The 18,622-nt window shown below is 63.3% G+C and carries 20 protein-coding genes; 10 read left to right on the top strand and 10 right to left on the bottom strand.

All coding sequences use genetic code 11. The features are described from left to right. Nucleotides 1-507, bottom strand: a 507-nt coding sequence (locus tag ACREC7_RS11325; RefSeq protein ID WP_431555793.1) for a HisA/HisF-related TIM barrel protein, incomplete at its 3' end; no start/stop codon positions are given. 129 nt (nucleotides 508-636) lie between these two features. On the opposite strand from ACREC7_RS11325, the gene ACREC7_RS11320 reads away from it, so the two are divergent. Further along, nucleotides 637-1,668 (top strand): hydantoinase/oxoprolinase family protein, encoded by a 1,032-nt coding sequence (locus ACREC7_RS11320; RefSeq protein ID WP_431555792.1) that lies wholly within the window; start codon nucleotides 637-639, stop codon nucleotides 1,666-1,668. Nucleotides 1,669-1,866: 198 nt separating this feature from the next. Here the strand turns inward: ACREC7_RS11320 and ACREC7_RS11315 are convergent, their stop codons facing one another. Next, nucleotides 1,867-2,919, bottom strand: coding sequence for a glycosyl hydrolase family 28-related protein (locus ACREC7_RS11315; protein WP_431555791.1), 1,053 nt, complete (start codon nucleotides 2,917-2,919; stop codon nucleotides 1,867-1,869). Nucleotides 2,920-3,039: 120 nt separating this feature from the next. Between ACREC7_RS11315 and ACREC7_RS11310 the strand changes: the two genes are divergently transcribed. Further along, nucleotides 3,040-3,624: a DUF4126 domain-containing protein gene (locus ACREC7_RS11310; RefSeq protein ID WP_431555790.1), complete on the top strand. Its 585-nt coding sequence runs from the start codon at nucleotides 3,040-3,042 to the stop codon at nucleotides 3,622-3,624. Between the two features lie 88 nt (nucleotides 3,625-3,712). Beyond that, complete coding sequence (locus tag ACREC7_RS11305; RefSeq protein ID WP_431555789.1) at nucleotides 3,713-4,075, top strand: hypothetical protein; 363 nt, start codon at nucleotides 3,713-3,715, stop codon at nucleotides 4,073-4,075. A gap of 16 nt (nucleotides 4,076-4,091) precedes the next feature. On the opposite strand, the gene ACREC7_RS11300 is transcribed toward ACREC7_RS11305, so the two are convergent. The 3 genes from ACREC7_RS11300 to ACREC7_RS11290 all read right to left on the bottom strand — a co-directional run bounded on the left by ACREC7_RS11300 (nucleotide 4,092) and on the right by ACREC7_RS11290 (nucleotide 6,726). After that, on the bottom strand, nucleotides 4,092-4,667 hold the full coding sequence (locus ACREC7_RS11300; RefSeq protein WP_431555788.1) for a DUF447 domain-containing protein: 576 nt from the start codon (nucleotides 4,665-4,667) through the stop codon (nucleotides 4,092-4,094). A 28-nt stretch (nucleotides 4,668-4,695) separates the two neighbouring features. Beyond that, on the bottom strand, nucleotides 4,696-6,096 hold the full coding sequence (locus tag ACREC7_RS11295) for a DUF6513 domain-containing protein (protein ID WP_431555787.1): 1,401 nt from the start codon (nucleotides 6,094-6,096) through the stop codon (nucleotides 4,696-4,698). A 342-nt stretch (nucleotides 6,097-6,438) separates the two neighbouring features. Continuing rightward, a complete protein-coding gene (locus tag ACREC7_RS11290) occupies nucleotides 6,439-6,726 on the bottom strand; it encodes a hypothetical protein (RefSeq protein WP_431555786.1) in 288 nt (95 codons plus the stop codon). A gap of 251 nt (nucleotides 6,727-6,977) precedes the next feature. Here ACREC7_RS11290 and ACREC7_RS11285 point away from each other — a divergent pair, with 251 nt between their 5' ends. From ACREC7_RS11285 to ACREC7_RS11275, 3 genes are read left to right on the top strand one after another with little or no spacing between them, the layout of a single operon-like run. Further along, nucleotides 6,978-7,397, top strand: a complete 420-nt coding sequence (locus ACREC7_RS11285) for a very short patch repair endonuclease (RefSeq protein WP_431555785.1) — start codon at nucleotides 6,978-6,980, stop codon at nucleotides 7,395-7,397. Between the two features lie 25 nt (nucleotides 7,398-7,422). Further along, entirely contained in the window at nucleotides 7,423-8,766 is a 1,344-nt protein-coding gene (locus ACREC7_RS11280) for a DNA cytosine methyltransferase (protein ID WP_431555784.1), read from the top strand. A gap of 6 nt (nucleotides 8,767-8,772) precedes the next feature. Next, entirely contained in the window at nucleotides 8,773-9,624 is an 852-nt protein-coding gene (locus ACREC7_RS11275) for a hypothetical protein (RefSeq protein WP_431555783.1), read from the top strand. Nucleotides 9,625-11,070: 1,446 nt separating this feature from the next. Here ACREC7_RS11275 and ACREC7_RS11270 read toward each other — a convergent pair. Genes ACREC7_RS11270 through ACREC7_RS11255 form a run of 4 tightly spaced genes read right to left on the bottom strand, consistent with a single transcriptional unit; the run spans nucleotide 11,071 to nucleotide 15,171 of the window. Further along, on the bottom strand, nucleotides 11,071-11,748 hold the full coding sequence (locus ACREC7_RS11270) for a hypothetical protein (RefSeq protein ID WP_431555782.1): 678 nt from the start codon (nucleotides 11,746-11,748) through the stop codon (nucleotides 11,071-11,073). Next, nucleotides 11,748-12,173: a dihydroneopterin aldolase gene (gene folB, locus ACREC7_RS11265; protein ID WP_431555781.1), complete on the bottom strand. Its 426-nt coding sequence runs from the start codon at nucleotides 12,171-12,173 to the stop codon at nucleotides 11,748-11,750. Before folB ends, ACREC7_RS11270 begins: the two co-directional genes overlap by 1 nt. Before the next feature lie 32 nt (nucleotides 12,174-12,205). After that, nucleotides 12,206-12,943: a (5-formylfuran-3-yl)methyl phosphate synthase gene (locus ACREC7_RS11260; protein ID WP_431555780.1), complete on the bottom strand. Its 738-nt coding sequence runs from the start codon at nucleotides 12,941-12,943 to the stop codon at nucleotides 12,206-12,208. Between the two features lie 53 nt (nucleotides 12,944-12,996). Then, nucleotides 12,997-15,171 carry a tetratricopeptide repeat protein gene (locus ACREC7_RS11255; protein ID WP_431555779.1) on the bottom strand — a complete coding sequence of 725 codons (2,175 nt, stop codon included), beginning with the start codon at nucleotides 15,169-15,171 and terminating at the stop codon, nucleotides 12,997-12,999. A 188-nt stretch (nucleotides 15,172-15,359) separates the two neighbouring features. Here ACREC7_RS11255 and ACREC7_RS11250 point away from each other — a divergent pair, with 188 nt between their 5' ends. After that, nucleotides 15,360-15,761, top strand: a complete 402-nt coding sequence (locus ACREC7_RS11250) for a DUF7662 domain-containing protein (protein WP_431555778.1) — start codon at nucleotides 15,360-15,362, stop codon at nucleotides 15,759-15,761. Beyond that, complete coding sequence (locus tag ACREC7_RS11245; RefSeq protein ID WP_431555777.1) at nucleotides 15,758-16,177, top strand: type II toxin-antitoxin system VapC family toxin; 420 nt, start codon at nucleotides 15,758-15,760, stop codon at nucleotides 16,175-16,177. The genes ACREC7_RS11250 and ACREC7_RS11245 overlap by 4 nt, the downstream gene beginning before the upstream one ends. A gap of 28 nt (nucleotides 16,178-16,205) precedes the next feature. On the opposite strand, the gene ACREC7_RS11240 is transcribed toward ACREC7_RS11245, so the two are convergent. After that, nucleotides 16,206-17,696 (bottom strand): NAD(P)H-hydrate dehydratase, encoded by a 1,491-nt coding sequence (locus tag ACREC7_RS11240; protein ID WP_431555794.1) that lies wholly within the window; start codon nucleotides 17,694-17,696, stop codon nucleotides 16,206-16,208. A 283-nt stretch (nucleotides 17,697-17,979) separates the two neighbouring features. On the opposite strand from ACREC7_RS11240, the gene ACREC7_RS11235 reads away from it, so the two are divergent. Together ACREC7_RS11235 and ACREC7_RS11230 are read left to right on the top strand one after the other, a co-directional pair. Further along, nucleotides 17,980-18,318, top strand: a complete 339-nt coding sequence (locus ACREC7_RS11235) for a P-II family nitrogen regulator (RefSeq protein WP_424389873.1) — start codon at nucleotides 17,980-17,982, stop codon at nucleotides 18,316-18,318. 109 nt (nucleotides 18,319-18,427) lie between these two features. Further along, nucleotides 18,428-18,622, top strand: a 195-nt coding sequence (locus ACREC7_RS11230) for a glutamine synthetase beta-grasp domain-containing protein (RefSeq protein WP_431555776.1), incomplete at its 3' end; no start/stop codon positions are given.

The following is an 18,622-nucleotide window of genomic DNA, read 5'->3' as shown; positions in this document are numbered from 1 at the left end:
GACGTGGTCAAGGCTCATGGCGATGATCCGCTCCGGCCAATGAGCGGGTTCGGCGAACAGCGTTGACGGCCCGCGTCGGCCCTCGGCGCCATAGTCGAGCGACAGCACGAGGCTCTCGCCGAAAGAGGCGCGAAGCTCCTGCCAATCCTCGGCGAAGCTCAGGCTTTCCGTGCCGATGACCAGCGTTGCCCCGAGCGGTAGCCAGAAGGCGCAGTCGGTGACGTTGGTGAAGCCGGCGTCGATCCACAGCTCGCTGCCCGGAAGGGCGCTGGCGAGATCGCGGCAAACGTCGAAATGATTGCCGACCCCCTCGATGGCATCGAGGTCGGCGATGTAGAGCACGGGAGAGCCGGTGACGGCGAGGAGGGCGCGGGCGAGCGCCACCGGATCGCCGGCGGCGCCTAGAGGCGTCTCGATCGGCCGGTATTCGGCGCGCACCCCACCGCTTGCATGGACGACGGCCCCGCCTTGCAAGTCGAGGGCCGGAATGATGGCGAAGTCGTTCATGGTGTTCACTCCTACACCTTGTCATTGCCCGGCTTGACCGGGCAATCCAGTAACCGCCGGTTCAAGAATGATCTAAGACCGGTGCTTACTGGATTCCGGCTTCGGCGGGAATGACAAGGTGAGGCGGCAATGACACGGGTCATCGGTTGGGATTTGGGCGGCGCAAACATCAAGCTCGCCTGCGTCGACGGTGAGCGCGTGGTCAGCGTCGCCCAGATCCCCTGCCCCATCATCCCCGAGCGTCGCAAGTTCGACGCCGCCGTCGAGGCCGCGCTGCCGTCGATCGCGCTTCCCGGATCGCACGCCGTCACCATGACCGGCGAATTGTCCGACGTGTTCAACGACCGCGTCGAGGGTGTCGCTTACCTCGTCGATTTGATGGTCAGGACGGTGGGAGCGCAGAAGCTTCTGATCTACGCCGGCCGCGCCGGGTTTCTCGCATCCGAGGACGCCAAGCTGCGGCCGATGGAAGTCGCCTCAGCCAATTTTCATGCGACCGCTTCCTTGGTTGCCCGGCATCATGGGGACGGACTCCTCGTCGATGTCGGCACGACGACCACCGACCTCATTTCTATCAAAGCCGGAAAGGTTGCCGCCCGTGGTGCCACCGACGCCAAGCGCCTGACCGAAGGCGAGCTGCTCTATACCGGCGTGGTGCGCACGCCGGTAATGGCGGTAGCGCGCTCAGCGCCGTTCAGGGGGCGGGTGCAGAGGATCGCGGCGGAACGCTTCGCCACCATGGCCGATGTCTGGCGGCTCGCTGGCGATCTTCCGGACGATGCAGACCCCTACCCTACCGCCGACCAGCGGGGAAAGAGTCCGGTGGAGAGCGCAGGCCGGCTTGCCCGCATGCTCGGGCGTGACGCCGGCGATGCAGAGCTTGCCGAATGGATCGCGCTCGCGCGGTATTTCGGCGACTGCCAGCTTGCCGAGATCGAGCATACGGCGCGGAATCTCGCCGAGCGAGACGCGCTTTCGCCAGATGCGCCGGTGATCGGCGCCGGCTGCGGCCGCTTCATCGCGAGGCGGCTCGCCGAGCGGCTCGGCCGCCCCTACTTCGATTTCGCCGACATGCTCGACGTCGCGCCGGAAGCGCGCGAGATGGCTGCCCGCTGCGCGCCCGCGGTTGCCGTCGCCTTGCTCGCCTCGACGAGCCCTTAAGAAACATGTCATTGCCCGGCACTCGGGTCTGGCTTCGCCAGCCCGAGCACAAGCTTGATGATCCGGGCAATCCAGTAATCGCTGTCCTCTGCCGGCTTGCGACACAGGGGTTACCGGATGCCCGCCTTCGCGGGCATGACAAGCGTGGAGCCCAGGGCCCCACATGACGAGTCAGAGACAGGCTTGACCGAAGTTGCTCTACTTCTTCTTGCGCGTTTGGCGGTTGACCTCGAAGCGCATGTCGCTGCCATCCTCGCAGTCGTTCTGGTGGACTACGATATCGATCGGGTCGGCGAAGGCGTTCAATCCTTCCGATGACGCCTTCTCGGAGGTGACCTGCCGGTTGCCGCAGATGGCAGAGGCGAGCACCTCAGGCGCATTCTCGACCAGAATGGGGCGATTGCCTTTGAACATGTTACGCGAAAGCTCGACCTTGGCGACGGCGCCTCTCTTGCCGGCGATCTCGATCCCAGGGCCGGCATTGTTCAGGAACTTGGAATTCTGAATGCGGATGTTGACGATCTTTTGCGACGGCTGGTCCGGCTCGAGATCGATACCGGCGCTCGGACGCGTCCCATGCGTGTTGCTGAAGACCGAATCCGTCACCAGCACGCCGTCAGCCTCGACGATGGACAGCCCCTGGCGGCGGTTATTATCGGCGGTCACGGCGCAGAATTTCGTGTTCTTGGCGTCTTCGACATAGAAGCCGTCGCCCCACATCTTGCGTGAGGTCACGCCAGCGATGGTGATGTCGTTGGCGCCGCGTTCGATGCGGAGTCCCATGCCTGCCTCGCCAGCCTTGCCTTGGTGCTCGGCGCGGTCGCCCTCGAGAATGCCGCCCACTACCGTCACGTTCGACACGCCGGAAATCGAGAGCACGGAATATTTCCGCGAGTCGTTGGGGATCGCCTTAAGGATTGCGTCCTTGGCGAGCTTCAACGTCATGTCGCCCTTCAGCGCAAGACGCCGCTTCTTGTCGACCGCGTCGACCATATAGGTGCCGCTCGGCACGAGCACAGTGCCCCCAGTGCCGCCGATGTCGTCGATCGCGGCCTGGATCGCCTCGGTATCGTCGGCCCGCCCGTCGCCCTTGGCGCCCTTGTCCTTGACGTTGACCACGAGCGGCGATCTTGGCGCCGTGACGCATGTTTGGGGTGCGGCGCTCTCAACGGCAAAGGCCGTGCTCTCGCTAGCCGTTACCAGCACGGCCAGGAGCAAACCTGTCGACCAAAACTCCTGTTTGCGGGCCATGATGGATGAGCGCCCCTCTGGACCTTGACCGCCCTCAGGCGTAAGCGACTCGGTATCGAAGGCCGCATCATTCCCGCCGACCTGGGCATTATTTGGCCCATCGGCGAAATAGGAGGTCGCATGTCCGACCTTGATCTCGCCCTCTCAATCGCCCTTGGCGTCGGGCTCGCGGCGGCGACCGGCTTCCGCGTCTTCCTGCCGATGCTGGTGGTGAGCGCGGCGGCCTATACCGGCTACCTTCCGTTGAGCGAGAGCTTCGCCTGGCTCGGGACGCCGTCGGCGTTGATGATGCTCGGCGTGGCGGCGCTCGTCGAGATCCTCGCCTACTACATTCCCGGCGTCGACAATCTGCTCGACACCTTGGCCACCCCCGCCGCCGTGGTCGCCGGCACTCTGGTCTCGGCGGCGGTGATCACCGATTTGCCGCCGATGCTGAAATGGACGACGGCGATCATCGCCGGCGGCGGCGTGGCTGGGCTCACGCAAGGCGTCACCGCTTTGCTCAGGGCGAAGTCGACCGTGCTTACGGCAGGCGTCGGCAACCCGGTCATCGCCACGGCGGAGCTTGGCGGCTCTCTCCTCGTCTCGCTTCTTGCCCTTGCCGCGCCGCTCGCCGCGCTCCTCGTAGTCATCGTGTTCTTGTGGCTGGCGATGCGGCTGATCAGGCGCATTGCACGGAGCGCCGGCTCATCGAGCACCGGTTAACCAAAGCCGGCCGCTTGCCCCCCATGAAGCCTTGCGCCGGCCTATCCTTAGGCCCGAAAATGCGCGCGGCAAAAAGAGGGAGCGTCAAATGCGATATGGTCTCGTCCTCGCCACGGTCTTGATTGCCGCCGGCATTGGCTTGGGCGCTTCGAGTGCCGCCACCGCGGCCCCCGCGCTGGGAGCAGCGAGGCTCGTTGCGCCTCACGGAAGTTTCGAACCGGTCGGCTGGCGCCGCAACTATGGCTACGGCCCCTATGCCGCTCCTCCGGTCGTCGTCGTCCCGCAAGCAGTTCCGCCTGTGGTGGTCCAGCAGCAGCCGGTGGTGGTTGAGCAGCCGGTAATCGTGGTGCCGCCGCCGCGTCCGGCAAGCTGCGGCGAATATCGCTACTGGAACGGCCAGTACTGCGTCGACGCGCGCTACAACAGGCCGTATCTCGGCCCGAGGCCGTAACGGCGGTTGTCGGCCCCTAGTCCGATTTCGGCGCGTGCTTGAAGTGGTCCTCGATCTTTTCGACGAGCAGGCGCCAGGCCTCGTGCTCGCGGGGGCCGGCGGTCTTCTCCATCGCGATCTGCAGATAGCCAAGCTCGCGCTCGATCTTCTCCCGCGGCAGCATATGCAGGCGGCTGGCTAGAATTGCCGCCTCGATCACCGCTCCTTGCGCGCGATTGAAACCCTTGAACGGAGCGTGTGACGCTTCGAACACGACTTTGCAGTGGAAGCGCGGGCGCTGCTCGTCTTCTTCCACAAAGTCGACCTTCAACTCGGCATGGCTAAGCGTGCCGTCGAGGATGGCGCCCGGAATGTGGGTGGCGTGACGCGTCGGCCAGTCGCGTCGATCGGTCAGGCAGCTTGCGAAGACGAGGACATCGTCAGTGAAGTTCGCCACCGCATAAGGATTGGCGCGCAGATTGTCGAGCGTGGTCGACGGCTTGAACGGCGCGAGGATCCAGCCGCCTTCTTCGGCGATGAGGCCAAGCGGCGCGATATGCACCTTGCCCTCGGCGTTGAGGGTGGTGACGATGGTCTCCCTGATCATCGGCATGATCGGTCTCCGCGCCCGCTGGCGCACGTCACGAGGCTTGGCGCTTCTTCTTGGCGATCAGCGTATGGCCGGCCTCTTTCAGTCTGGTCTTGTCGTCGGCCGGGGCGTCCGCCGCCACGCCCCAGTCGAGCGGCTCATCCTGGGCATAGCGCTTGGCAAGCCGCCAGGCGATCTCGGCCCGGGCGAGCTCAACCCCGAGATAGAAGGCATGCGCCCCGTCCTTGTCGATGTCGAGCTTCGGGTAGAGGTCGAACACGTCCTTGGTGATGTGATGGCCGTCGCGATTATAGATATGGATGCCGTCCTCGGCGATCTCGATGCGGAAGTTCCTGTCGCGCACTTCGGCGGCGCTTTCGGCGATCTCGTCCGGCGTCTGCGGGAAGGGACGCCGAGCGTGCAGAGCGAGCAGGCCCGAGGCGTAATCCTTGGGGAGGTCGTGGTCGGCGCGGGCGGCGTACATGATGCGCCGGGCAAGGTCGTGCTCCTCGATCGTGCGCCGCGTATGCGGGCTCACCTGCACCACGAGCACGTTGCGGATATGAAGCTCGGAGGCAATGCCGAGCAGCACGGCGGTGATGCCGGTGGTGTCGGCGTCGGTAAGCTCGGTGAGATTGCCGGTGCCGAGCAGCATCTCAGCCTTTGGCCGGTCGCGGCGCACTTGCGCGTAGCGCTCGAGCGACTGCATGAAGCCGAAATTGATCGGATCGAGAACAGGGTCGGCGAGAAAGGCGCGGCCGCGTGCATCGAGCGCGTCCATGGCCCGGTAAAGCGAGGCAAGATCGCCATGCTCCTTGGGGATCAGCACCGGCGTCGATGCGACCTGATCGGCGATGGCAAGCGTGTCCTCGTTGAGGCTCAGCAGATAATCGGCGCCGGCCTTGCCGCCGCGGAGCAATTCGTCGGGATCGGCGGAGTCGACGCTCACCTGGTAGCCCTTGGCTTTCAGCGCCTGCACCGCCTGCTCGAGATGCGGGAAGGGCGTGTCGGGCAGGCAACCGAGATCGATGACATTGGCGCCTTTGCGCACGTAGTCCTCGGCGCGGGCAAGGATGGCCTCGATGGTGAGAGCCGAGGCATCGACGATCTCGGCGAAGATCTGGATGTCGTATTTGGTCATGTCCGAGGCCTTGGCGGCGCGTCCGAAATAGCCGGGAATGTCCTTGAGCTCGTCGGGGCCGCGCACGAAGGGCACGCCGAAACGCTCGCTCAGGTGGCCGAGATCGGCGCGGCAGCGGCCGGGCAGCATGATCTTGTCGGCCTCGACCGGCTTCGGCAGCCGGCGGGCGATGATCTCCTCGGTCATCAGCGCCGCGACCTTGACCCCGATGTCGAGCACCTTCCAGGGGAAGCCCGCCTTCATGCCCTCGAGCACCGCCTCCAGCCGCGGGCGCGCCAGATGTCCGGTGAGGAAGAGGATGCTTTCAGCCATTGCTAGGTGCGCTTCGCCAATGAGCTAGGCCTGCTTCTAACCCACCATGCGTTGAAGCGCGAGTGGTGAGCCGGGAAAGCGCGTCATTCCGGCGGAAGCCGGAATCCAGCTCGCGCGGGATGCGCCAGTAAAAAAAACTGGACCCCGGCTTTCGCCGGGGTGACGAGCAAGCGGCGGCGCCAAGCCACAAATCCTCATCATGGCCACGTAAACCTCACCCTGAGGGGTGAGCGAAGCTCGCGTCTCGAAGGGTGTCATGCTTCGAGACGCGGCCTTACGGCCGCTCCTCAGCATGAGGTCGAAGTCGTCATGGCCGGGCTTGGCCCCAGCCGCTCTAGTGGGTCATGCCGCCTTGAGCCGCGTCAATTCTGTGTCGAATTCGAACCTTAGTTGCGCGCCCTCTTCTTCCGGCAGCCATCCGGCCATTTGCGGGAAGATGCTGCGGTAAACGAGGAGTTGGTCTTTGTCCCAGGGAAGCTTTTTCGCCGCACGCGCCTCAGCCAAAATCTTGTGCAGCCGCGCGCGGACCTGATCGAGGTCGGGCCGGTAGACCGGCGGGGCCGCGTCGGGCTTGAATAATTCGGGCTGCGCTTCCCCCTCAAACAGGTCTTGCTGATGGGATCGTGCCATGGCCCTCAAATTCTTGCAGCGATCTAGGTGGATTCGTAGATAAGACAACGGGTAACATGAGTCTCGCCTGCCACGTCGTTATCAACGGCAATTATTGTTCACGGCCGAGCCAGCGTTCCCCGTCATGGCCGGGCTTGTCCCGGCCATCCACGATTTTCATTGGTGGAAAATGGACCGAGGGGAGTGGACTCCTATTTCATAAAGCCATCAAGGCTGCAAAATACCGAAAACCAAGTTGAGGCCGAATCATCTTGTCTGACCACGTTTCGCCAGAGGGTCGCAGTTTCATCATGAAAGCTGTGGGCACTCGGGATACCGGTCCCGAGGTTGCGGTGCGCCGCCTTCTACATTCGGCGGGGTATCGCTATCGGCTTTACCGTCGCGACCTACCGGGGACTCCGGACTTAACTTTTCCGCGGCGCCACAAGGTGATCTTCGTCCACGGCTGCTACTGGCATGGCCACGGCTGTGAGAAGGGGCGCCTTCCCAAGAGCAAGCTCGCCTACTGGGCCCCCAAGATCGCCGCAAACCGGGCGCGGGATGAGCGCAACATTAGGAAGCTTCGATCAGAGGGGTGGTCCACGCTCACGGTGTGGCAATGCGAGCTCAAGCAACGAGAGAAATTGATTCGCCGAGTGCAGTGCTTTCTCGGTCCCCCCCCAAACAGCTAGCGTCTTTGTAATACGTGTTCTATATTTGTTCTACATCATCGAGGACACTGCCATGGCGCGGCCGATAGCTGTCGATTTGTTCTCGGGTGCCGGCGGTATGAGCCTGGGTTTCGAACAGGCCGGGTTCGACATAGCCGCGGCTGTAGAGATCGACCCCATACACGCCTCCGTACACAAGTTTAACTTTCCCTATTGTGAGGTGCTCCCCAGGTCAGTCGTCGGGCTTGGAGCTGACGAAATCAGGAGTAAAGCGCGGCTTGGAAGAAGGCCCGTACACGTTGTGATCGGCGGTGCCCCGTGTCAGGGGTTCTCCTTGATTGGATACCGAGCATTCGACGACCCGAGAAACATGCTTGTCAGGGAATTTGTCCGGCTGGTCGCGGAGCTAGATGCCGCATACTTCATTTTTGAGAACGTCCAGGGATTGACGGTCGGGCGGCATCGTCAATTCCTCGACGAACTCATCCAACTCTTTCGAGAAAAGAATTATGACGTGCGCCTTGATTGGAAGGTCCTCAATGCTGCGAGTTTTGGTGTACCCCAAGACCGGAGGAGATTGTTTCTTTTGGGCGCACAGAGAGGTCTACCCCTTCCGGAGTATCCCGACGAGTTAACGCGGGCAGCGGGCACAGGAAAGGACAGGAAATTGTCGGAGGGGCCGACATGTCGAGAGGCGTTATCGGATTTGCCCGACGCTGAGGACTTCGCCGAACTCTCGCAAAAGGACTGGGTGCTGACACGCGACTGGGGGCGCCCGAGCGCCTACGCAAGGGAGTTGCGCGGTATCAATGAGTGGATGTGGTGGTACGGTTATCGTCGCAAGATCAACCCGCGCTTGCTCAGCTCAAGCATGCGAACATTGCACTCGGATATCTCGCGTCGACGATTTGCGGCCACGCCGCCGGGTGAGACTGAGCCAATCTCACGCTTCTTCAGACTCCCCGCAGATGGAGTATCGAACACGCTCCGCGCTGGGACAGATTCCGCAAGGGGGGCGTTCACCAGCCCTCGTCCAATTCACTATGAGCGGCCTCGTTGCATCACCGTTAGGGAAATGGCGCGGTTACATGGCTTCCCTGATTGGTTTCGCTTTCACGAGACCAAGTGGCATGGGGCTCGCCAGATCGGCAACGCGGTGTCGCCGGTAGTGGCTCGTTACGTCGCACAAGAGGTTGCCAAAGCATTGGAATACGCACCGACACGGCCAAGTGAGGTGATTGAACTCGGAGACCCCTCACTTCTCTCCAAGGACATGTCGAGAGCTGCGGCGTTCTGGAATGTCGTGGCACCCATAGGGCGTCGGGACAGAAAGAGCGGCGCGAGGAAAAGAAAGCAGCACGAGATTGAACTTGCCATGCACGTCGAGTGAAGCCCGATGGCCAATGACGAAAAAGGCGACACCGCCACCGTATACATCAGGGTGATGAAGGAGCTGTTCGCTCGTCATTCTGCGGAGAAGGTCGATGAGTTTGAGTGGAGTCGGAGTGAGATAAAGGAGATTTGCGAGGCCCTAGGAGTCAGGGAGCCGAAGAATCTCGGGGACAATATTTACTCGATCAGACACGGGAGGGAGGCTCTTCCCGAGGAAATTCTGAAGCTGGCCAAGCCGCGGCATTGGCTGCTGTTGCCGAACGGCAAGGGCAAATACAAATTCGTAAAAGCAAAGAATGGTCCTTTCGCGCCGGATACGACTCTGAGGGCGATCAAGGTACCAAACTCAACTCCTCAGATTGTGGAGCGATATGCACTCGGTGACGAGCAGGCCGTCTTGGCTCGCATCAGATACAATCGATTGATCGATCTATTTCTGGGAATTGCCGCATTTCCGCTTCAGAGCCACTTGCGCACTACCGTTGAACACTTCGCTAGGAGTCAGATTGAGACTGACGAGCTTTACGTTGGTGTGGACAAATGCGGCATTCAGTACGTCATTCCGGTTCAAGCAAAGGGGCGCGACGAAATCATTGGCGCGGTGCAGGCTATACAGGATATCTACTGTTGCAGAGAGCGGTTTCCGCATTTGGTCTGCAAAGCCATTGCCGCCCAGACCATTGATATCTCAAAGACAGGTTCGGGCACGGACGTCTACACAATCGCGCTAATGGAACTCGCGATAGATGCGGGGTCCGCCTATGACGTATCGAAGGTGCAAGAGCGGCATTTCAAGCTGGTCGAGCACACTGAGATCACGTCGGCTGACCTGGATGAGTACAAGAAGCAGAGCTAAGACTGAGTGCGCCGGTTTCAGCAGACCTGTTCGGCGAGGCCCTTGCCGCGCCGTAGGCTTATGTTCCCGATCCGCGCCACGTGCGCAACCGGCTTGAAGAGATGCTTTCGGTCATGCGTTCGTCGGAGAGCTGGCCTTGGGAGCCGATCATGGTTGCTCTCTACCGCGAGAGCGTCTGGCCTTATCTCTACGGGAAGCTGCCCGACCGCGACGAGGCCGAGCGCTTTCGCGCCAAGATTACACAGCTCGATGCGGAGTCGGCTTGATCGGCGGCAACGCCCATTGGGTCTCCATGCGTAAAGACTATGCCCACCTTATCCCCTCTCCTCAAACCTCGCCTATCCTGCACTCGCCTTGTCCGCCAAGGGTCGCTTCGCGAGGCGCATCGAGAAGCTGGACGAGGCTGCGGCGCCTGCGGGCCGAACGCGCAAGTTCGGCACTCGGGCGATGCCGGGGCTCCGCCCGGGACCACTAGGAGTCCCTGCCAGGAGCTGGCTGATAGACGCGAAGCCCTTAGGCTTCGCGGATAAAAAGCGCGGCCCGGCATCGCACAAACGCCGCGTGGAAGCATGCGCTAACGCTCCCGCCTTCGCGAAGCTCGCTTCGGCGGGCGGAGGAAGGTCGCTGTGTGATGCGCATGTGGCGCGCCGGAAGGCGCCCGCATGTCCGGCAACGGACGTGCCGCCATAGTTGGACCGTGCCTTTCGGCGCGCCCTGACCCTTGCCGCAAGCGGCGAGGGAGAAACGCAAAACCCGGGCGCAAACCGCGCCGCGGAGACGGAGTCGCATGTCTGCTGTAACCGCGCAACAAACTCCCCGCTCTCCCCTTGGGGAGAGCACGCGCTCGCATTCTCGACGCGCTATCGCTTCGCTGGTTGGGTGCAAATGCGAGCGCGGTGAGGGGGAGCGGCGGAGCAAAGAAAAATCCCCCTCACCCTTCCTGCCATGCGACTTGCGCGCAAGTTTGATGCGCTCCGCTTTGCTGCTTGAGCGCAAGGCGCGCAAGCTCGCGGCAGGAAGCCCTCTCCCCGCTGGGGCGAGGAATTTCTGAGGTTCGCGCCGATGGCAATCGCTGCTGAAACAGACCTGGAACGCGCAGCGGGGCTGTTCGAGCTGTGGCGCTTGTGCCGCAAATCGCGCTGCCGGCGCGCTCGATCCTGCCGCGGAGATGCGCGGGCCTGCTGCGAAATGGTGGCGGATTGGTCGGAGGCCCTGTCGTTGGAGGACAAGCGGGTGAGCTTCGCAGAGGCAATGCAGCGGCCGTGTGAGAAGTCCGTTTGAACGCGCCGGTGGATCTTCGCCTCAGAGGCCGTTGCAATGTCATTCCCGCGAAAGCGGGAATCCAGTAACCATCGCGCGCAGGGGTTACTAGATTGCCCGGATCATCAAGCTTGTGCTCGGGCTGGCGTAGCCAGACCCGAGTGCCGGGCAATGACGAGTCCCCTGCTAGTCGATGGTTGCACCGCACGGGACAGTGCCGGTGAGCGAAAGGCTTGCCGCGAGTGCCGCCTGGTCGCCGCGCCCGAGCAGAAACACGGGGAAAGTGGCGTCCTTGAACATGCTGGGAAATGCCTCGTCGACGACGCCGTCGCTGGCGAGCTGTGCGGCGCTGAACCGGCCGCGCTGTCGCTGAATGGACTTGATCACATAGCAGCATTCCGCGCCGAGGCGACGTGCGAGCCAAAGGGCAAGGCTGTCCGAGGTCACCGTCCAGGATTGCGGGATGTCGCTGCGGCCGGCGACCAAGCTGTAGGGCGCCCACACCGCCACGCGGCCATGCGCAAGCGAAGCGCGCAACGCCTCCTCGGTGCCGCCAACCTCGAAGCCTGCGCGCAAGCCTCCCACCGCCCAGGCGAGCTGGTCCATGGCGAGAAGCGCCATGCGGTGCGCCGCGCCGTCGCCGAAGCCGAGCTTGCTTTGCGCGGCGCGCACCTCGTCGGCGAGGGCCCCTCCTCCAGGCACGATGACAACGGGCCGCGCGCTCGCCGCGATGACATCGAGCCAAGCCGGCAGCTCGGGCGAGCGCACCACGCTGCCGCCGAGCTTCACCACGACAGGTCGCGGCTCGAGCGCAACCGCGGGCTCGTCGGTCCTCGCCGGCAAAGCTTGGCCGCGCATGGCCATCAGGTCCGTACGCGCCGGCGCACGATCTCAACGCCGACGGCGCCGGGCTCCTTGTCGAGCTTCTCGATCTTCACTTTCACGGAAGCCGCGCGCGGATGGGCAAGGCAGCGCGAGGCGATCTCGTCGGCCAAGGTCTCGACCAGGTTGATGTGGCCTTCGGCGAGGATGCCCTTGATGATGTCGATGATCATGTCGTAATCGAGCACGCGCCCGATCTGATCCTCGATGGCCTGATCGGTCGGCGTCACTTCGATATCCACCGAGAAGCGCGCGCGCTGGGTGACGCCTTTTTCATGGGTATAGACGCCGATCTCGGCGTCAAGCACGAGGTCGTGCACGAAGACACGATCGTACGGCGCGTCGGTGCCGGTGCCGCCAGAGGACACGCGGCCGGCTCGCGTCACGCGCTCTTCTGCCATCGGCATGAGGGACTCCGTCGGGATTGCGGTCGCTCCGCCTAGCATAACGCTTGAGCGGGCGTTTCGGACATCCTTGCCGGCAGCTTGCTTTCCGCTGCCGAGCGGTTTTCTGGGATAAGGGTCCGGATGGTAGCGCAAGCCGCAAGGTCGAGGGACGCGCTGCGGCGTCCAAGGCAAAGCGCCCCGCGGAAGCCGAGCAAATCCGGCGCAAGCGGCAGCAGCTCGGGCACATCGGCGGCGGTGAGCGAACCAGCGAGGCCGGCCATCAGGCCATGGGCCTTGGCATGGCCGACGAAGCGGCCAATCTCGGAGACATTGAGATGCGCGAGCAGCGAGCCGGCCTGCTTATCCGCGGTGTCGAGCATGATGCCTGCGGCTCCCATGTCCGTCGCGGCAGAAACGGCGTCGAAGCCTGGCAACTGGTCAGCGAACAGCACGAGGATGAGCCGCACGCGCCGCGCCACCGGGCGAAGCGCATCGAGGCAGCGTCGCGCGTCGCCGCCGGGGAACAACCCGAACTTCACGTAGTCGACGCCGCAGGCGGCCTTCTCCAGCACCGCATTGCCGATGATTTGCGGGTGCATCGGCAGATCGCCGATGGTGGCGCTCACGGCTACGCGCCCGCCAACGAGCGATACGATGCTGCATGCGGTTTCCCGGTCGAGCGCGCCGAGGGCGCCCTGCCCTGGCTCTTTCAGGTCGACGATGTCGGCGCGGGCGAGGAGTGCGGTCGCGGCTTCGGCCTCGTCACGCACGCTGGCAAGGAAGAGGGTCATGTTGTCCTAGGTCTGAGGCCAGAAGCTGCAATCACGAAAGATAAGGCAGAGGGCTATCGGCCGAACCAACCGAAAAGTCCGCCGCCGGCACCACCGCCACCCCCGCCTCCGCCGCCGCCGCCGCCGCGACGACCGCGAGGTGCAGCCTGCCCTTGTCCCGGCCCGCCCCATGGGTCGAAGAAGCCGCCTCCCTCGCGAGCAACCGGCCTCACTTTCGGCTTCCTCAGCTTGATCTCATTGGGGGTGCCGTCGGGATCGGTCACCACCACCGAATAGGCCTGCCAATCCCATTTGGCAGCATTGGCGCCCCAGCTGTAGGGCTCGATGGTGACGACCTTGTTCGCCCACAGGTCGATGATTGCCGTATAGAGGAGCTCCTGATTGGCGCCCTCCGCCAAATCGCCGGCATAGTAGCGAAGCAGGCCGATGCCGGAGAGGGCGTCCTTCATCTGGGTCCATTCGACGATCTTGGGCTTGCCCGAGCCGAACATCTCGAGCTCGGCGCGCAGCTTCTTGTATTTCGGATTGGTGGCGACGTAGCGCCCAGGGGATGGCTCGGTAACGACCCAGTCCGACACCGGAGGCGCCAAAGGCAGTCCCTGCTCCGCCGGCACATCCTGGCCGAGCTTCTCGAGAGCGTCCCGGCTCTCGCTCTGGAAGGGATCCTTGGCGAGCGCGGCCTGATAATCGGCAATCGCTTCCGGCGTCTTGCCGGTGGCTTGGTAGAAGTCGCCGCGAAGACGCAAGGCCTCGGGATCGTCAGGGGCAAGCGTCAGCGCCTGTTGGAGGTCCTTCAGCGCTTCGTCGTCAGCTTGAACGGGCTCGGGAGCGGCATCCGCGGCGGGCGCAGCGTTTTGCTCGGCACTGACGTCAGCCGGAGCCGCGGCATTCGGATCGGCAGACGCCGTCGCGCCGGGGGGTGCCGCGTTCGCATCAACAGGAGCGTTCGGATCGGCTGGAGCCGGGGCTGCATTGGGATCAGGAGGGGCAGCCGCAGCGTTCGGATCGGCCGAAGTCGGGGCAACAGCATTTGGATCGGCAGGAGCGGCTGCCGCGTTCGGATCGGCAGAGGCGCCCGCCGTTGCCGGAGTGGCGTTCGCGGCCGGAGCCGCGGCGTTTGGATCGGCAGAAGCCGTTGCGCCTGGGGCAACCGCATTTGGATCGGCAGGCGCGGCGGCGTTCGGATCGGCAGGCGTGGCGGCGTTCGCATCGGCAGGTGCGGCGGCTTCGGGCTGCTTGGCAACGATCGACACAGGCTCAGGTTTCTTCGGCGGAGCGGCCTTCATTCTTGCCTCGGCACGCATGGCGTAAGCCTTGGCGTTTTGCGGGTTAAGCTCGACGGCGCGGGTCAAATCGGCGATGGCGTCGGGAAGGCGGCGGACCTGGGTGTAGACTTCGCCGCGTTCGATATAGGCGTCGGCGAGGTCAGGCTTGAGCTCGATCGCCTTGCTGAGATCGTCGACCGCGGTGTTGTATTTCTTGTCGCCAGCATAGGAGCGGGCGCGCAAGAGCAGCACGTCCGGCTGGTCCGGCTTTGAGGTGAGCGCCTGGGTGAAGTCCCCCGCGGCCTCACCATATCGCCCGAGCGCAAGGTAAGCCTCGCCGCGGTTCTCGTAGGCGGCGTCGTATCTGATGTTCAGGGCGATGGCGCGGGAATAGTCGCGAACCGCGGCATGGTAGCGTTGCAGCGACGCGTGCGCCTTGCCGCGACCGTTGAGGGCGACAGCGCTCGTCGGCATCAGCTCGACGGCTTTGCGATAGTCCTGGAAGGCCGGCTCGTATTGGGCAAGCACAGCATGGGCGTTGCCGCGGTTGTTGTAGGCCGCGCCGTAATTCGGCGAGAGCGCGATGGCGCGATCGAAGTCCTTCACCGCCTCGTCGGGGTGACCCAAATCCATGAGCGCGTTGCCACGGTTGTTGTAGACCGAGGCGCTCTCGGGCGAGATCTGAATCGACTGATTGAAATCGTCGACGGCTTCCTTGGTCTGCTTCAGCCGCCATTTGGCGACGCCGCGATCGCTGTAGATGCTTGCTTTGACGAAATCGGCAATTTCAGGATTGGTGAGAGCCTCGTCATAGGCGGCAAGCGCCTTGTCGTATTGGCCGCGGAGCAGCGCCGCCGCCCCCTCGCGGGCGCGGAGCAGCGTCACGTCCTCGGCGCCGGCCTGGCTCGCAGCGACGATGAGGACGAGAGCAAATCCAAGAAGCGTGAAGCGCCGGCTGGTCATGAGCCCATGGCGAGAAAACGGGCCTTTCGGCCCCCTCCGATTCTCATGTCCCCCATAAGGTCGCACTGTGTCAACAACGGGTCGCGACCTCTCCTGTGAAACCCACTTCTATGCAGAAACTGGCATTGACATATCTGTGTGTGCACACTAGAATTACACTACATGTTACTCACTGAGAGGTACTCGCCGTGGGAAAATACGCTCCTTTAGGAGACTTTTTGCGGAAGCAACGCTTCGCACTGGTCCCGATGACATTTGAGGAAATCGAACGTGTAACCGGGGTGGAATTGCCGCCGAAGGCGCAGCACCATCGCGCCTGGTGGAGCAACAATCCCTCCAACAACGTCATGACGAAAGTCTGGCTCGACGCAGGATACCAAACGGAGCAGGTCGACATGGTGGCACGTAAACTTGTCTTCCGCCGCGTGCAAACGCCGTCCCGGCCTGAGCCAGAAGGACCGGGCAAGCCTGACCAGAATGGTCCCCGCAAGCGGCATCCTCTGTTCGGGATATTGAAGGAGTTGACTCAAATTGTGCCCGGCACTGACCTTACTGAGCCAGCTGATCCGAACTGGGGAGAGGATCGATGAGCGGGCAACCACTATTGCTCGATACCTGCGCGTTGATTTGGCTTGCACGGGATGAGCCGCTCGATCGGACTGCTGTCGAATTGCTCGATGCGGCAAACGATGCCGGCGTGATCACCTACATCTCACCGATCAGCGCCTGGGAGGTCGGAATTCTCGTTGCACGGGCGCGGCTCAAGCTCCTCATCACGCCTCAGAGATGGTTTCAACGCTTCTTCGAAGAGCCGCATGTGCAGCTTGCCGACATGTCGCCCGATCTCCTAATCGCCTCTTCCTTTTTGCCAGGAACGCCACCGCGCGATCCTGCGGATCGAATCGTCGCCGCTACCGCGCGGGACTATGGCTGCACTCTGCTCACCCGCGATGAGGCGCTACTCGATTATGGAGAGCAGGGTCACGTTCGCGTGGTCAGATGTTGAGGTGAGAATCCTCAGCAGATTAGTGGAGTCAGACTGCCGGTCCTCTTGAATCTGCCAGTTCCCGCAGGACGGCTGGCAGCATCCCGGGCAAATCCTCGGAGATCAGGCCCGGTCCGAAGAGCTGGGCCGCACGGCCATGCATCCAAACCGCGGCAGATACGCCCTCGAAGGGATCCATCCTCTGGGCCATGAGGCCGAGGACCATTCCGGCAAGCACGTCGCCGGTCCCGGCGGTGGCAAGCCAGGGGCTCGAGGTGGCGTTGATCGAGGCTCTGCCGTCAGGCGCAGCGACAACGGTGTCTGAGCCTTTCAACAGCAGAAGCGCCCCTGAGCGCGCCGCCGCTTCGCGGGCGGCTTCGAGTTTGGCGCCCTCCCCGATCGGACCGAAGAGGCGAGAAAATTCGCCCTCATGCGGCGTGAGCGCGACCGGAGCTGCGCGCGAGCGAATGGCGGCAAAGAGTGCGTCGGCGTCTGAGGCAAAGGAGGTCAGCGCGTCGGCATCAAGCACGATCGCGGCGTTGCTCGCCAATGCCGCGACGACCTTTGCCCTGGTGCGCTCGCCGACGCCCGCGCCAGGGCCGATCAGCACGGCGTTCTTGCGCTCATCCGCCAACAGCTCAGCAAGTTCGTTCGCATCATCGGCGGCCCGCACCATGATGGCGGTGAGTTGCGCGGCGTTCACCGCCACGGCGTCCTTCGGTGAGGCGACGGTGACGAGGCCGGCGCCAGCCCGCAAAGCGCCGATGGCACCGAGCCTTGCCGCGCCGGTCGAGAAGGCCGGCCCAGACACGACCACCGCATGACCGCGGGCATATTTATGGCCTTGCGGCGCCGGCCAGGGAAAATGCGATAGCCACAATTGAGGCTCGTTGGCGAAGGTCTTGGGCTTGATGGTCTCAAGCACACTGTCAGGAATGCCGATATCGGCAACTCGCGTCACCCCGCACAATGCGCGCCCCGGCAACAACAGGTGCCCCGGCTTGAAACGAAAGAAGGTAACCGTGGCGGCCGCGCGCACGGCGATGCCCTTGACCGCTCCGGTGGTGCCGTCGACGCCGCTCGGCACGTCAACCGCAACGACGGGCAGCCCGCTTGCATTCACAGCTTCGATCAGCGCGGCGAAATCGCCCTCGATGGGCCGCGCAAGCCCTGCCCCGAACAGGGCATCGACCACGATTTCGGCGCGGGCGAGAAGCGCGGCGCCGAGAGGCTCGACGTCTCCGGTCCAGGCCTTGGCCATGGCGGCCGCGTCGGGCGGGAGGCGGCTCGTGTCCCCCTTGAACCCAAGGCGCACAGCGTAGCCCTTGTCGAGCAAATGGCGGGCGGCAACGAAGCCGTCGCCGCCATTATTTCCGGGCCCACAAAGTACGGCGACCTCGCTTGCATCGGGGAAACGTGCGCTGACCTCTTCAGCCACCGCGCGCCCGGCATTCTCCATGAGCTCGAGGCCCGGCACCCCGCCCTCAATGGCAAGGCGGTCGGCTTGACCCATCTCCTCCGAGGTCAATAGCTCGAGCATCGACCGCACGATAAAGCAAAGCCTCAACGAAAACGAAAAGGCGCGTGTCGCGGGCAGATTGCCGAAATCCTGTGCATATTGCCTAAATCGTGGGCTTAGCTTACGAGGGCGGGACCGGGATGTCCCGGCGCCTGCTCATAAAACCTTGGAATCATAAGGAACCCTCCCCCTGACAAGATTGGCATAGGGCGTGCTTGGGCGGCGGCAGGAGTCCGGCAGGTACGGGCGAACGCGCGCGGCCTAAGCGGTTTGGTATGCCCAACGGGGAGGTGCGGTGGAGAACATGAAAAAAATCGAGGCGATCATCAAACCGTTCAAGCTGGACGAGGTCAAAGAAGCCCTGCAGGAGATCGGTTTGCAGGGTATTACCGTCACCGAAGCCAAGGGGTTCGGGCGCCAGAAAGGCCATACCGAGCTCTATCGTGGCGCCGAATATGTGGTCGATTTCCTGCCCAAGGTGAAGCTCGAGCTCGTGCTCGGCGACGGCATGGTGGAAAAGGCCATCGACGCGATCATCGCCTCGGCGAAGACCGGTCGCATCGGTGACGGCAAGATTTTCGTGTCGAATGTGGAGGAAGCCGTGCGCATCCGCACCGGCGAGACAGGGAACGACGCCATCTGACGAGGCAACAATGCACCGGCCTTAGGACGACCCAGGATCAGACTCGATTCCGCCGCTTCGCAGGGAGCCGGCAAGGCGGCATCAAACATCCGAAGGACAGGGGAGTAAAATGGCAGACGCTAAGCACGTAGTGAAGCAAATCAAAGACGATGAAATCAAATTCGTCGACCTCCGCTTTACCGATCCGCGGGGCAAGATGCAGCATGTCACCATGGACTCGAAGTTGATGGACGAAGAGGCGTTCACCGACGGGATCATGTTCGACGGCTCATCCATCGCCGGCTGGAAGGTGATCAACGAGTCG

The organism is Methyloceanibacter sp., from assembly GCF_050728395.1.
Lineage (GTDB): Bacteria > Pseudomonadota > Alphaproteobacteria > Rhizobiales > Methyloligellaceae > Methyloceanibacter.
This window is presented reverse-complemented; position numbering and strand designations above follow the sequence as displayed.